This is a genomic window from Hymenobacter bucti, assembly GCF_042681145.1.
Lineage (GTDB): Bacteria > Bacteroidota > Bacteroidia > Cytophagales > Hymenobacteraceae > Hymenobacter > Hymenobacter bucti.
Genome location: NZ_JBHUFD010000001.1, coordinates 1258062 through 1272679 on the forward strand (window position 1 = coordinate 1258062; position 14618 = coordinate 1272679).

General features: G+C 60.3%; 12 protein-coding genes. 4 read left to right on the forward strand and 8 right to left on the reverse strand.

Features of this window, described 5'->3' with window-relative positions; all coding sequences use genetic code 11:
- Positions 1 to 81: 81 nt before the first annotated feature.
- The gene (locus ACFSDX_RS05195; RefSeq protein WP_382312132.1) at positions 82 to 555 is read right to left on the reverse strand and encodes a YdeI/OmpD-associated family protein; all 474 of its coding nucleotides are present in this window, start codon (positions 553 to 555) and stop codon (positions 82 to 84) included.
- An 11-nt stretch (positions 556 to 566) separates the two neighbouring features.
- The gene (locus tag ACFSDX_RS05200) at positions 567 to 1940 is read right to left on the reverse strand and encodes a glycosyltransferase (RefSeq protein WP_382312133.1); all 1374 of its coding nucleotides are present in this window, start codon (positions 1938 to 1940) and stop codon (positions 567 to 569) included.
- A gap of 382 nt (positions 1941 to 2322) precedes the next feature.
- Here ACFSDX_RS05200 and ACFSDX_RS05205 point away from each other — a divergent pair, with 382 nt between their 5' ends.
- Complete coding sequence (locus tag ACFSDX_RS05205) at positions 2323 to 3258, forward strand: cation diffusion facilitator family transporter (RefSeq protein ID WP_382312134.1); 936 nt, start codon at positions 2323 to 2325, stop codon at positions 3256 to 3258.
- A gap of 97 nt (positions 3259 to 3355) precedes the next feature.
- On the opposite strand, the gene ACFSDX_RS05210 is transcribed toward ACFSDX_RS05205, so the two are convergent.
- From ACFSDX_RS05210 to ACFSDX_RS05220, 3 genes are all read right to left on the reverse strand, one after another.
- Complete coding sequence (locus tag ACFSDX_RS05210; protein WP_382312135.1) at positions 3356 to 4111, reverse strand: succinate dehydrogenase/fumarate reductase iron-sulfur subunit; 756 nt, start codon at positions 4109 to 4111, stop codon at positions 3356 to 3358.
- 115 nt (positions 4112 to 4226) lie between these two features.
- Complete coding sequence (locus ACFSDX_RS05215) at positions 4227 to 6161, reverse strand: fumarate reductase/succinate dehydrogenase flavoprotein subunit (protein ID WP_382312136.1); 1935 nt, start codon at positions 6159 to 6161, stop codon at positions 4227 to 4229.
- A 94-nt stretch (positions 6162 to 6255) separates the two neighbouring features.
- Positions 6256 to 6993, reverse strand: a complete 738-nt coding sequence (locus ACFSDX_RS05220) for a succinate dehydrogenase cytochrome b subunit (protein ID WP_382312137.1) — start codon at positions 6991 to 6993, stop codon at positions 6256 to 6258.
- Positions 6994 to 7256: 263 nt separating this feature from the next.
- Here ACFSDX_RS05220 and ACFSDX_RS05225 point away from each other — a divergent pair, with 263 nt between their 5' ends.
- Entirely contained in the window at positions 7257 to 10220 is a 2964-nt protein-coding gene (locus ACFSDX_RS05225; protein ID WP_382312138.1) for a T9SS type B sorting domain-containing protein, read from the forward strand.
- Between the two features lie 115 nt (positions 10221 to 10335).
- On the forward strand, positions 10336 to 11247 hold the full coding sequence (fabD, locus tag ACFSDX_RS05230) for an ACP S-malonyltransferase (RefSeq protein WP_382312139.1): 912 nt from the start codon (positions 10336 to 10338) through the stop codon (positions 11245 to 11247).
- Between the two features lie 89 nt (positions 11248 to 11336).
- On the opposite strand, the gene folK is transcribed toward fabD, so the two are convergent.
- Both folK and ACFSDX_RS05240 read right to left on the reverse strand, forming a co-directional pair.
- On the reverse strand, positions 11337 to 11843 hold the full coding sequence (folK, locus tag ACFSDX_RS05235; RefSeq protein WP_382312140.1) for a 2-amino-4-hydroxy-6-hydroxymethyldihydropteridine diphosphokinase: 507 nt from the start codon (positions 11841 to 11843) through the stop codon (positions 11337 to 11339).
- Complete coding sequence (locus ACFSDX_RS05240; protein WP_382312142.1) at positions 11840 to 12709, reverse strand: alpha/beta hydrolase family protein; 870 nt, start codon at positions 12707 to 12709, stop codon at positions 11840 to 11842. Before ACFSDX_RS05240 ends, folK begins: the two co-directional genes overlap by 4 nt.
- A gap of 82 nt (positions 12710 to 12791) precedes the next feature.
- Here ACFSDX_RS05240 and ACFSDX_RS05245 point away from each other — a divergent pair, with 82 nt between their 5' ends.
- Positions 12792 to 13781, forward strand: a complete 990-nt coding sequence (locus ACFSDX_RS05245; protein ID WP_382312143.1) for a polyprenyl synthetase family protein — start codon at positions 12792 to 12794, stop codon at positions 13779 to 13781.
- Between the two features lie 30 nt (positions 13782 to 13811).
- Here the strand turns inward: ACFSDX_RS05245 and ACFSDX_RS05250 are convergent, their stop codons facing one another.
- A complete protein-coding gene (locus ACFSDX_RS05250; RefSeq protein ID WP_382312144.1) occupies positions 13812 to 14492 on the reverse strand; it encodes a peptidoglycan DD-metalloendopeptidase family protein in 681 nt (226 codons plus the stop codon).
- Positions 14493 to 14618 lie beyond the last annotated feature (126 nt).

Sequence of the window (14618 nt, forward strand, 5' to 3'; positions counted from 1 at the left end):
CGTAATGGGTAATGGGAGTAATGCTGTTCAGTTTATGCGACAGCATTACTCCCATTACCCATTACGCCAATTACCTATAGCTTACTCTCGCTTGCGCCCGATGCCCAGGCGGTAAACCGTTTCGGTGAGGCGCTTGGCGCGCATCTCGGGCGTTTTGGCACCCTTGAGGTAGCGCACGTAGGAGCGCTGCTCGGGCTTGGTCAGGCTCTTGAAAAAAGTGTTGGCCGCGGCATTTTCGGCCAGACCGGCGGCTAGGTCGTCAGGCAGGTTTATGACGCGCTCGCTAAGGTCGTGGCTGAGGGCCACGCGCAGCACGTCGCCCACGGTTTTGCCCACGGCGCGGCGCACCTCGCGGGGTATCACGAGGGCGTGGTAGCCATCGCCGAGCGGCGTGAGCTCGCCCTGGTAGGGAAAGCCCTCGATGGCCGTTTGCACAAGTAGCTCATCCTTGGTGCCGTACACCTCGGCTACCGAAAAAGGCGCCACTACAAACACGTCGCCCGTGTGCGGGTCAGCTTCGAGCGCTGCCTCAAATTCCTGTTCAAATTCCGTCATCAGCGGCAAAATTAACCCGGATTGATGATTGGGCGCACGCGGGCAGTGCGTAGGGCCTGCGCTACGGCGGCGGCATCGGCAGCGGTCACCGTGCGCACCAGCTCGGGCGAGAGCCCTAGGTCGTGGCGGAGGCGACGGGTAAGCTCGGGCGTTTCAGCCAGGATAAGGTCGGCGCGGTGCAGGGCTTGGCGTTGCAACTCGGCCTGCCAGCCAGTGGCCGTTTCAATCGACTGGTCTGCGCCAGCGGCCAGGGTAGCCACGTGCAGCACCAGCGGCTGCCGCGTGCGGTAGCGCAATTCCTGCGCGGCCAGCCAAGTGGGCCAGGCCGGCGCGTAGATGGCCGAAAACGGCGCCTGTGCCAGCGCCACCGGCACGGCAAAGCGCGCGTACTGAATAACCTGAAAATTCAAATCAGGCGCCGCAAAGGGCTTGCTTGCCGACCGCAGCGCGGTGGGCCCAGTGCCGGTTGCTCCGCCCGCAGTAGCGGCGTAGTAGGCCGCCGCGTCTTGAAAGTCAGCGGCGAGCGTCGGCTCATCAATCGGGAGGGGCGTGCGCAGCGAGGCCAGGGCTTCGGACCAGCTTGCTTGGGCGCTGCTCGGGGTTTCGGCGGGGGCCGCCTCTGCGGTTGCCAGCTCGTCGGGTAAAATGGGGGCTAGGTCGGCTTCGGCATCAAGGGCCGGCAACGGCGATGCAGCCAGCAAGTAATCGGGGGCCAAGCCTGGTAGAGCTCGCGCGGGCTGGGTTGCTCCCGATGGGGTAGGGGCGCCCGGCGCGGCGGCGTCTTCTGGTAAAGTGGCGTGCATTACCGCTGCCTTAGGCTTAATTGTGCCTTGGTTGGCAGTAGTGCTTACTTCGCTGCTGGTCACCTCAGGCTGGCTACCTAGGTAAGGCGCGGCGGGCAGCAGCGTGCTGCTCTGCCAAATAGGGTGGGGTAAAGCTTGCTTGCTCAACTCCGTAAGCCCTGGGAGGCCGAAGCTACTGAGGCGCAACACGCGCACCTCCGACCAAGCCAACGGGGCCAGCGCCGCTGCCAGCGCTGGCGGCAGCGCCGCTGGGGCACCTGGGACCGGCAGTTTCGAAAGCGTTGGCGGGACCGGTGAAGCCGATGGCAAACCCAGCGGCGGCGCCTCTGCTGGTTCGGTAGGAGGGGCTTCGGCTGGGGAGATGGCGGCCTCGGCGGCTTCGGGCAGGGTGGGTTCGGCGGCCAGCGGCAAGTACTCCTCCTGCGTAGGCTCGCCAGTTTCGGCCGGCACCAGCACTACCACCGAATCGAGCGCGGAAGTAGTGGCTTCGGTGGCCTCCACTAGCGCCCGCACGGCGGGAGTGGTCTCATCCCAGGCTAAAACCAAGACGGCAACGGGAACGGCAGCAGCAAGCAAACTCATGGGCGGCAAATGTGCCTGCGAATAACGGTGCTACGGGGCGCAACTCCGTGGTCGGCCTCAGAATATTGCTATAACCTAGGCGCTTTATGCAGGTTTCTAGCGCCTTGCTTTTCGCCACAAAGCTCGCGCTAGGAGCTTCACCGCTACTATTTGCTAGCTCAGCATAATCACTTCTCACTGTGCAGCTTTTTTTTGGCTGCTCCGCGCGACTTCCCAACTGGCTTTAGGCAGCAAAGCGAATGAGTAGCTTATCGGCTTGGTGCAACTGGGCTGTACCCTGGCGAGCCCGCGAGATAAGTAGCTCGGCCGCAGCCTTGGGCGGTGCTGGCCCGTAGTAGCCCCGGTAGGCCCCGGATATACCCCGGCCTCTACAGCCCCGCCCTTGCCAACCGACGAACCTCAATCTAAAACCGCCATCGTGATGGCGCTGGCCGCCAACCTGGGTATCGCTATCATCAAATTCGTGGCTGCCTGGTTTACGGGTAGCTCCGCGATGCTGTCCGAGGGCATCCACTCGCTGGTCGATACGGCCAATGAATGGCTGCTGCTGCTGGGGCTGCGCAAAAGCCAGCAGCCTGCCACCGCCGGGCGGCCATTTGGCTATGGCCGCGAGCTGTATTTCTGGGCCTTTATGGTGGCCGTGCTCATCTTCATCATCGGCGGTGGCTTGTCGCTCTACGATGGCATTGAGCACATCCGCCACCCGGCTCCCCTAGGTAGCCCCACCTGGAACTACGTGGTATTGACGGTGGCTTTTTGCTTCGACGGCGCCTCCTTTCTGGTGGCCCGCCGCACCTTCAACGCTCAGCGGGGGCGCCAACCGTTCTGGCAGGCCTTTCGCGCCAGCAAGGACCCCTCCATCTTCGTAGTGCTGTTTGAGGACGCCTCCGACCTGTTGGGGCTGCTGATTGCATTCCTGGGCGTCTTGCTTAGCCATCTTCTTCATCAACCGGTGCTTGATGGGGTGGCCTCCGTGCTTATTGGCCTGCTGCTCTTTGTAGTGGCGGGTCTGTTGCTGCGCGAAACCAAAAGTCTACTCCTAGGCGAGCCCGCCGAGCCCCAATTATTAGAAAAGATAACCTCTCTGGTGCAGGCCGAGCCTGCTGTTGTGAGCACAGCCCCAGCACTCTCTTCCTACCTCAGCCCGCACGAGCTACTGGTGGTGCTACCCGTCGAATTTATGCCCGATTTGTCCGTGGCACAATTAACGGAGGCAGTGGAGCACCTGTGCGCCTCTATCAAAACTACCTACCCCGATGTGCGGCACGTATTTATTCAGCCCGCCGCCGCCGCCCTCGGTAGTTCCGGCAAACAATAACCTAGGTAATAACTGACTGGGATGTTTTAGTACAGCCACAATAAAAAACAGCGCCCTGGCGAAGCCAGAGCGCTGTTTGCTAATAACTAGCTAGAGCTTAAGCCAAGTTGTTCGAAGAGATTTTAGCTGTCAGGAATTCACGGTTCAGGATAGCAATGTTTTCTAGCGAGATGCCCACCGGGCACTCAGCTGCGCACGAGCCAATGTTGGAGCAGGCGCCGAAGCCTTCGATGTCCATTTGGGCCACCATGTTTTCGACGCGGGTCTGGGCTTCTACCTTGCCCTGCGGCAACAGCGCCAGCTGCGATACCTTGGCGCTCACGAAGAGCATCGCCGAAGCGTTTTTGCAGGCTGCCACGCAAGCGCCACAGCCGATGCAGGTAGCTGCCTCAAATGCCCGGTCTGCAATTTCCTTTGGAATCGGAATCTCGTTGCCGTCGGGGGCACCGCCCGTGTTCACACTCACGTAGCCGCCCGCCTGGATAATGCGGTCGAATGCTGAGCGGTCTACGCTGAGGTCTTTATTGACTGGGAAAGCGTTGGCGCGCCAAGGTTCGATGGTGATAGTATCGCCATCCGAAAACTTGCGCATGTGCAGCTGGCATGTCGTAGTACCCTTCTCCGGACCGTGCGAGCGGCCGTTGATAAACAAGTCGCACGAGCCGCAAATGCCCTCACGGCAGTCGTGGTCGAAGGCTACCGGGTCGGTACCCTTGCGCAGCAAGTCTTCGTTAAGCACGTCGAGCATTTCCAGGAACGACATATCGGGAGATATCTCGTTCACTTTGTACTCCACAATCTGGCCTTCGGTCTGGCGGTTGGGCTGCCGCCACACACGCAGCGTCAGGTTCATAGGTTTAGCGTTGGGATTAGAGCCGGCCATATAGGGTAATGAACAATTAGCGATGAACAATGAACAGAACAGCAGTAGAGCTGCTCATCGTCCATTGTTCATTGCTCATTAATAATTATTTGTAGCTGCGCTGGGTGAGCTTCACGTTCTCAAACACTAGCTCTTCCTTGTTGAGGCGCTCGGGCTGGTTTTCGCCCATATATTCCCAGGCGGCTACGTAGGCGTAATGGTCGTCGTCGCGCTTGGCTTCGCCGTCTTCAGTGGCGTATTCCTCGCGGAAGTGGCCGCCGCAGCTTTCGTTCCGGTCTAGGGCGTCGTCTACCATCAACTCGCCGAGCTCGATGAAATCGGCCACGCGGCCCGCTTTCTCCAAAGCCTGGTTCATTTCCTCACCGTTGCCTAGCACCTTTACATCACTCCAAAACTCCTTACGCAGCTTGGCGATTTCGGCTTTGGCGTATTTGAGGCCTTCGGCATTGCGGGCCATACCGCAATACTCCCACATGAGGTGACCCAGTTTCTTGTGAAACTCGTCAGGCGTGCGGGTGCCGTTGATGCTCAGCAGCTGCTCTACTCGGGCCTGCACGCTGGCTTTAGCCTCCGCGAAAGCCGGGTGGTCGGTCGTTACTGGCTTAGGCGGCGTTTGGGCCAGCTGGTCGCCAATGGTGTACGGAATCACGAAGTAGCCGTCGGCCAAGCCCTGCATCAGGGCCGAGGCACCTAGGCGGTTAGCGCCGTGGTCCGAGAAGTTGCACTCGCCCGTGGCATAAAGGCCCGGGATGGTGGTTTGCAGGTTGTAATCAACCCATAGGCCGCCCATAGTATAGTGCACCGCCGGGTAAATGCGCATCGGCAGTTGGTAGGGGTTTTCATCGGTAATCTTCTCGTACATGGCGAAAAGGTTACCGTACTTCTGGCTTACTGCCTCGGCGCTGGTGCGCTTGATAATGTCGGCAAAGTCAAGGTACACGGCTAGGCCGGTTGAACCCACGCCACGGCCTTCATCGCACATCTGCTTGGCGTTGCGCGAGGCTACGTCGCGCGGTACGAGGTTACCAAAAGCGGGGTACTTACGCTCCAAGAAGTAGTCGCGGTCTTCTTCTTTGATGTCAGTAGCCGTGATTTCGCCTTTGCGCAAGCGCTCGGCGATTTCTTTGGTAGCGGGTACCCACACGCGGCCATCGTTACGCAGCGACTCTGACATCAGCGTCAGCTTCGACTGGTAGTCGCCTGATACCGGGATGCAGGTGGGGTGAATCTGGGTGAAGCAAGGGTTAGCGAAATAAGCCCCCTTTTTGTGTGCCCGCCAAGGAGCAGTCACGTTGCAGTACATGGCGTTGGTGCTCAAGTAGAACACGTTGCCATAGCCACCCGTGGCTAGTACCACGGCGTGGGCCGCGTGCGTTTGTACCTCACCAGTAATGAGGTTGCGCGTGACAATACCGCGAGCCTGGCCGTCAACTACCACTACGTCGAGCATTTCCGAGCGGGTATATAGCTTAACCTTGCCATAGGCCACCTGCCGGCTCAGAGCCGAGTAGGCACCCAATAGCAGCTGCTGCCCGGTCTGGCCGCGGGCGTAGAACGTGCGGCTTACCTGCGCACCACCAAACGAGCGGTTGGCTAGCAGTCCGCCGTATTCCCGGGCGAAGGGCACGCCCTGTGCCACGCACTGGTCAATGATATTAACCGACACTTGCGCCAGACGGTACACGTTGGCCTCACGGGCGCGATAGTCACCACCCTTAATGGTGTCGTAGAACAAGCGAAACACGGAGTCGCCGTCGTTCTGATAGTTCTTGGCCGCGTTGATGCCGCCCTGCGCCGCAATGGAGTGCGCCCGGCGCGGCGAATCGTGGTACGTGAAGGCTTTTACGTTGTAGCCCAGTTCGGCTAGCGAAGCCGCAGCAGCTGCCCCGGCTAGCCCAGTACCCACCACAATTACGTCGTACTTACGCTTGTTGGCGGGGTTAACGAGCTTGACGTTGAACTTGTGTTTGTCCCATTTTTCGGCCAGTGGACCTTCGGGAGCTTTGGAAAGCAATTCCATATCTAGTGGGTGATTAGGAAGTTAGGGGGCTAGGTAAGCGAGAAGCGTGAGTTAGTAACTAACTCGGCCCCCAACTGCCTAGCGGCTTAACAAATTAGTTAAAAGCCAACGTCAAATGCTGCAACGTCACGGCTACGCCATCTTTCAGCGCGCCCTGCTCGTTGGTAAAGAGGTAGAAATACAGCGGCATCGCAGCGAAACCAGCTGAAACTAGGACAGCGAAAGCGTAGCCAAAGTTCTTAATCAGCGGCATGTATTTGCGGTGGTTCAGGCCTAGGGTCTGGAAGCCCGAGCGGAAGCCGTGCCAGAGGTGGTACCCTAGGCTGGCCTGCGCTGCTACGTACAGTACCACATACCAAAGCTGGTGAAACGACGTTACCACTACTTTGTAGAGGTTATCGTTGTGGTTAATGTCCGGGTCGATGGAGCCAAAGCGGGCGCGCCAGAAGAAGTTGTACAGGTGTACTATTAAGAAAACCAGAATGATAGAGCCCAGCAGGCCCATGTTGCGCGAGGTCCACTCTGAGTTCTGTTTAGCTTCCCACTGGTCGTACTTGTGAGCACGGGCACCCTTATTACGCAGTTGCAACATCAGGGCCTCGTAGATGTGAAAGCCGAAACCTAGTACCAAACCCCATTCGATGGTGCGAATGATGGGATTGGTACCCATGAAATGCGAGTAAACGTTGAACGCGACGCCGTCATCGTTTTTGAAGAGCTGGAGGTTGCCAACCAAGTGTACTACCAGGAAAGTGCAAAGAAACAAGCCCGTCAGGGACATGACAATCTTGCGCCCGATGCTGCTGGTAAAGGTTTTTGTAAACCAATTCATAAAAATATCAGCCAAAAAAGAGCTACTTAAGTTGCCCAAAGGTAGGGCCGCAGGCCCTGACCCCCAAGCACGCCGTCTAATATGCGTACTATTTAGAATGGTTAAATATTACTGTTCTATTAACTCCGCATCGCCCTGAATCAATCGTTTCCCAGCGCCGTTAGCCAGCATAACCTGTTTACAACCAATCTTGCTCCAAAAGGTTGTGTCTGGTAGTGGGTTGGCAGTGAAGGAATAGTCTCCGCACCCCTTATTATTGTTATATGCAAACACTTTCCTCTCCTAAGTCGTCCTTCTGGCGCAGCGGGTGGTTTCTGACCTTCCTGCTGGCTGGGCTGGGCTGGCTGCTTCCCACAGCCGCGCACGCCACCCACCTGCGCGCGGGCGACATTCAGGCCAAGGTCGACACAACGCCGACCCGCAACCCGAATCGCATTTTCTTTAAGCTAACGCTGTACCGCGACCCGCGGTATGTGCAGCAAAATACCATTCGAGTGTACTACGGCGATGGCAAAACCAGCGACCTCGATACGCCGAGTGGCATTCCTAAATCCACGGAAGTTAGCGTATCGCCGACGGCCAACGTCATTACCTTTTACTTCGAGCACACCTACCCCGGCTCGGGCCGGTACACGGCCAGCATGGTCGAAGCCAACCGCGTGGCGGGTGTGGTGAACATGACGGGCTCGGTAAACCAGACGTTCTACATTAGTACCACGCTGACCGTAGACCCCGGCCTGGGTCAGAATAGCTTACCGGTACTGAAGGCGCCGGCTATCGACGCGGCCGCCGCCGGGCAGGTGTTCCTGCACAACCCGGCCGCCTACGACGCCGATGGCGACTCACTCGGCTTTCGGCTAATGCAGAGCCAGCAAGTGGCGCTGATACCCAACCCACTGCCCGCCAGCTTCATCCCGACGCCCACCATTACCAGTGGCTACCAATATCCGAATAGCCAGTCATTTGATGCTAATGGCCAGAATCCGAGGCAGGTATCGTTCCTAGACAATAACGGTAACCAACTGGCCAATGTAGGCGCCAACGCGTCGCTCACCATCAACAACCGCGGCCAGCTCATTTGGAACGCGCCTTTGCGCACGGGCACCTACAACGTGGCGATTATCGTGGAAGAGTGGCGAAAAAATGCCCTAGGAGCCTACATTATGCGAGGCGAGGTGCTCCGGGACATGCAGATAGACGTGGTGGCCACTACCAATTTGCCCCCGGTTATCCGGATTCCGCAGGACACGTGCGTAATCGCGGGTGCCGTGCTCAACAAAAGCGTCACGGCCGTGGATGGGGTAGGGCCCAATGCGCCGGCCACGCCGATACAGCTTTTTGCCTACAGCGGCATTATCCCGCCCGCCACGTTCCGGCAGTCTACACAGGGGCCGCCGCGCGCGGTGGGCCGGTTTAACTGGGCTACGCAGTGTGAAAACATTGCGGCGCAGCCCTACCTCGTGGTGTTCAAGGCGCAGGACACGCCGCACACGCCGGCCATTGCCTCTGACCCGCCGCTGATTGATGAGAAAACCTGGCGCGTAACGGTAGTGGGCCCCGCGCCCACTAACCTGCAAGCCACCGTCACGACCAACCAGCGGATATTGCTGACGTGGGCCAGCTACCCCTGCCTGACATCGAGCCAGCCCGGCGTGCTACCGACCATCCAGATTTACCGCCGCGAAAACTCCTATCCCTTCACACCAGGGCCGTGTGAAACGGGGATTCCGGCCGCGGCGGGCTACACGCGCATCGCCAGCATTCCGGCCAACCTTACGGCCTACACCGACGACAACAACGGCGCTGGTCTGGCGCGAGGCCGCACGTACTGCTACCGCATCTACGTCACGTTCCCGCTGCCGGCGGGCGGGGCCAGCCTGGCCTCCAACGAGTCGTGTAGCGCGCTCCTAGGCCGCTCGGCGCAGCTCACCAACGTGGACGTGCTGACGACGGCCCCCACCAACGGGCAGATTGCCATCAAGTGGACGCAGCCGCGGCCCAACGTGGGCAGCTTCAACGCGCCCCTTGGGTACCGCCTGAGCCGCAGCAGCACGGGCGCCGCGCCCTTCACGCTGGTGACGACCAAAACCAGCCTGACCGACACCACCTACGTGGATAGTGCCCCGGCCCTGAACACGCAGGACGGGCAGTACACCTACCAGCTCGTCTTCTTCAGCGCCGCCACCACCCAGCCCGGCAGCGCCGAAACCTCGGAGACCTCGCCACTGGCCAGCAGCGTGCGCCTGGGCGTGGTGCCCGATGGCAACAACAACCTGAACACGCTGACCTGGTCCTACCAGGTGCCGTGGGACAACAGCACCAAGCCCACGCTCATCTTCCGCCGGCTCGGGGCCACGGGCCCTTATGCGCAGGTGGCTACGCTGACGCCCAGCGCGGGCGCCAGCAGCGTCACGTACGTCGACCGGGGCCTGACGCGGGGCGCCAACTACTGCTACTACGTGCAAACGAACGGGCAGTACACCACGCCGACCAACTCGCTGAACCAGCCCATTCTCACCAATCTGCTCAACCGCAGCCAGGAGATTTGCGCCCTGCTCATCCCGACGCCCTGCACGCCGGTGCTGACCGTAGTGCCCACCAACTGCGACAGCCTGGCCAACCTCGACCAGCGAGATTCGAACCTTGACTTTGCGGCTCTGCGCTACCAGAACCGCCTGCGCTGGACCCTCGGCAACACGCCGGCCGGCTGCAGCGGCGAGGTGGCGTACTTCCGCATCTTCTACCGCAGCACGGCCGAGGGGCCGTTTACGCTCATCGACTCGACCACCCAGTACACCTACCTGCACCAGGTGCCCCTGAACACGGCGGGCAACACGGGCGGGGCGGGCTGCTACCAGGTGCAGGCCGTGAACGCGGCCCGGGTGCGCAGCGCGCTCAGCAACGTGGCCTGTCAGGACAACTGCGCATTCTTCCTGCTGCCCAACATCTTCACGCCCAACGGAGATGGGCTCAACGAGCGATTCCGGCCCAAGACGGCGAGCGCTATCCGGCGCACGCACGTTCAGATATTCAACCGCTGGGGCCGCAAGGTGTATGAGAGCGACAAAGACCCTTACATCAACTGGGACGGGGGCGGCCCGCTCAACGAGACGGGAGCCAACGGTAAGGTATCGAATGGCTTGTATTACTACCTGGCCGAGGTCGAGTTTGCTGACTTTGCCGGTACCAAGCGCACCTACAAAGGCTGGGTAGAAATCGTGCGCTAGCCTTAGCTAACTACCTCGCAATCGAAAAAGCCGCCCCGAAAGAGGCGGCTTTTTTTGCGTTAAGTTTGCCTCGCGAGCCGTCGGCGAGCTTTTTTCTACTTTAGTACCGCTGTTTGTGAACCCCACCCAACCTACTACCGCTGGCCCCGTGGCCGTTGTTTTTCCCGGCCAGGGCAGCCAGTTTCCGGGCATGGCCCGCGACCTATTCGAACACAGTGAGGCCGCCCGCGCTCTGCTTACCCAGGCCAATGACATTCTAGGCTTCAGCCTAACCCAACTTATGTTTGAGGGCACCGAGGCTGACCTACGCCGCACCGATGTGACCCAGCCCGCCGTGTTTGTGCACTCGGTGGCGCAGTTCGCGGCGCTGCCGGGCATCCAGCCGGCCATGGTGGCCGGCCACTCCCTAGGTGAGTTTTCGGCGCTGGTGGCGGCCGGCGTGCTTTCTTTTGCCGATGCGCTGCCGCTGGTGGCGCGCCGGGCCCAAGCCATGCAGGCCGCCTGCGACGAGCAGCCCGGCACGATGGCCGCTATCCTGGGCCTCGCCGATGAGGTAGTGGAGCGGGTGTGCCAGGAAATTGCGGCGGCGGGCAGCGTAGTGGTGGCCGCCAACTACAACTGCCCCGGCCAGCTCGTTATTTCCGGTTCGGTCGAGGGCATCGCCAAGGCCTGCGAGGCCCTGAAAGCGGCCGGCGCCAAGCGCGCCTTGCCGCTGCCGGTGGGCGGGGCCTTTCACTCGCCCCTGATGCAGTCGGCCCAGGCCGCGCTGGCCGAAGCCATCGAGCGCACCACTTTTCAGCCGGCGCGCTGCCCCGTGTACCAGAATGTGGACGCCGCCCCGCACCGCGACCCCGCCGCAATCAAGGCTAACTTGCTGGCCCAGCTTACCGCGCCCGTTCGCTGGACTCAGAGCGTGCAAGCCATGGCCGCCGATGGCGCCGCCACGTTCCTGGAGTGCGGCCCCGGCAAGGTGCTGCAAGGCTTAGTGAAGAAAATAGCGCCCACCGCCACCGTGGGGTCTATCTAAGTGATGGGTAATTTGAGTAATGGGTAATTTAAATAATAAGCGTAATATGAGGTAATCAAGCTCATTACTTATTACTCAAATTACGCTTATTACCCATTACTCAAATTACCCATTATCCTAACTACCGCTAGCGGGTCGGGGCAGCTAGCGAGCAGCTCGGCTACCGTTTGGTGCAGCTGCGGGTGTACCAGCTGCGGGGCTATTTCGGCCAGTGGCACCAAGGCGAAGCGGCGGGCGGGCAGCGCCGGGTGCGGCACCACCAGGGTAGGCGTGGCAATAATTTCGGCCCCGTAGAATAAAATATCCACGTCCAGGGTGCGGGCGCCCCAGTGCTGCTGCCGCTCGCGGCCGGCTAGCTGCTCGGTGGCCAGGCAGGCGGCTAACAGCGCGGCGGCGGGCAAGGCGGTGCGCACGGCCAGCGCTTGGTTCAGGAATGCCGGCTGGTCTTCCCGGCCCCAGGCGGCCGTTTCGTAATAGGCCGAGGCAGCCACGATTTCGCCAGCCGCGGCGGCCAGATTTTGCCGGGCCTGCTGCAAGTGGGCCGCCCGGTCGCCTAGGTTGCCGCCGAGCAGCAGATAAGCCAATACGTCGCTCATGGGTACTGCCGAAAGAAGGTGGCCGTGCGCTCGGCTACCAGCCGGGCCAGCGGCGGCAGCTCGGCCGATGCCCACGGGTGGCTGCCGCCAAACATGTGCCCGGCGCCCGGCACGATGAACAACTCGGCGTCGGGCTTGCGGGCCAGCAGTTCCTGGGCGGCACCTAGGGGCACGGTTTCGTCGGGGTCGCCGTGCACAATAAGCAGCGGCTGCCGCAATTGCGGCACTAGGCTGGGCAGGTCGAGGCGCGGCAGGTTGGCGTGGTAGTCTTCCGCAATCTGGTAATACATAGGAAGTTGCTGGCCAGTGCGCGAGTTGGGTACGTAGAGCACGCCCTCGCGCTGCCACTGCGCCAGCACCTCGGTGGGCCAGCGCGGGGCGAGGTCGGCCACGGCGGCCCAGGTAGCCACGGCCCGGATGCGCGCATCTTCGGCGGCCTTCAGCAGCACCAGCCCGCCACCCCGGCTGTGGCCGATGAGGAAGAGGCGCCCCAGGTCGAGCAGCGCGGCGGGCAGGGGTGTGGCGCCGGGCGTGTGCAGGGCGTCCAGCAACTGCCCTAGGTCGTTTAGCTCGTGGCTAAAGTTGTTGTGCCCGAAGGCCTCCAGGTCTTCCAGGTCACCGGAGCCGCCTACCACCACGCCGTTGTGCGAGAGGTTGAGCTTGATAAAAACAAACCCCTGCGCGGCAAAAAAACGGGCCAGCAGCGGGAAGTGCCCCCAGTCCTTGAAGCCCTTGAAACCGTGCACGAACACCACCACGGGCCGGGCCGGTGCGGCGGGCGAGTCGGGAGCCAGATAAGTAGCATCGGCGGCGAAAGGCCGACCGTGGCTGGGGCCAGTGAGCACGAACTCAACAGTAGTAAGCATACGTATAGGGGCGAAAAGCACCGCAAGCTACTCCCTGGGCAACGTGGCTCAATGCGGCTGCCTGCCGTATCATTGCCCCTGCATGGCACATCCGCTCGACTCTATCCAAGCTCCTATCGCCGCCGAAATGGCTGAGTTTGAGGTGAAGTTCCGCCAGTCGATGCAAACCAACGTGCTGCTGCTCGATAAGATAATGGGCTACATCGTGCGCCGCAAAGGCAAGCAGGTGCGGCCCATGTTCGTGTTCCTGACGGCCCGCACCGCGGCCGCCGACCCCGCCGGCGAGCTGAATCCCGCCGCTTTTCGCGGTGCGGCGCTTATCGAGCTGCTGCACACCGCCACGCTGGTGCACGACGACGTGGTGGACGAGAGCAACTACCGCCGCGGCTTTTTCTCCATCAATGCGCTCTGGAAGAATAAGATAGCCGTGCTGGTGGGCGATTATTTGCTTTCGCGCGGCTTGCAGCTGGCGCTGGAAAACGATGACTTCGACCTGCTCAAAATCGTGAACCGCGCCGTGCGCGAGCTCAGCGAAGGCGAGCTGCTGCAAATCGAGAAGGCCCGCAAGCTGGACATTACGGAGGATATTTATTTCGACATCATTCGCCAGAAAACGGCTTCGCTCATTGCCTCTTGCACGGCCGTGGGAGCGGCCTCGGTGGGTGCCAGCAAGGAAGTAGTGGAGCGCGCCCGCCTCTTTGGCGAAAAAGTAGGCATGGCTTTCCAGATAAAAGATGACCTGTTTGACTACGGCACCGCCGAAATCGGCAAGCCTTTAGGCATCGACATCAAGGAGAAAAAAATGACTTTGCCGCTCATCTATGCCTTGCAGCAGGCGAGCTGGCTCGACAAGCGGCGCATTATTTTCAACGTAAAAAACAACGCCGGCCACCGCGACCGCGTGCAGCACGTCATCGACTTTGTGAAGAAATCGGGTGGCCTCGACTACGCCGTGCGCACCATGGAGCGCTACCGCGACGAGGCCCTAGATATTCTGCACGAGTTTCCGGCCTCCGCCGCCCGCACCGCGTTGGAGGCCCTGATAAACTACACGATAGAGCGGGAGAAATAGGTGATTAGCGCAATGAAGCTATATCCTGCACTATTTCAGTAATAGCCAAGGACTAGGGCATAGCTCTGCCCAATAGTTTTGTTCACTAGCTGGAGCTACACCCGGAAAATCCCCCCTGCGCCCTTGCATATCGCTTATTACTTGAAAGTGTAAGTGCGGAGGCCAATCACCATTCTCAGGGTAAGGCCCGACGTGAGCGAATACCTGCCCTAGAAGTATCGGATTACGTGGTTGCAAAGCGGCTAAATCAGTGCGACTTAGATGGCCATAAAGCGTGTAGAAGGGTATGCCATCTAGCCAATGTTGTAGGATAACCGTTGGTCCGTAATCGCCAAAATTATCATTATCTGCTACGCTATGCACTACGCCTGCTAGTGGCGCGGCTACGGGCGTGCCAGCTGGCACCCACACATCAACGCCCAAATGCAACGAGCGCGCCTCATTTTCATTGCTGAAATGCGGGCTGCGGCGGTAAATAACGCGGTTTTCGAGGTAACCGCCGATGCCAGTAGAGGCGTGCTGCTCGGCCAGCATCTGTTGCACTAGCTCATCAAAAGCGACGGTGTCGCGCAAGCGTTCGGGGTGGGTAAGGAGCGGATTGGTATCTGTGAAGTTGAGGCGGGCTACATTGGGGCCGCGCAACGGAAAAGCAAAAATGGGGGCCAGCCGGTCGCGGTGCCGGGCGAGGAGAGAGGCTAAATCGTGTAACATCGGGCCGCGAAGCTAGGCTACGTCGCTCAAGTAAGCGCCAGGTTGGCGAGGCACCCAAATTATACACTAGCCGTACCAGCTATGCGAGCCGTAAATTTGCGCTCTATTCTGTTCTATCAAGCTTGA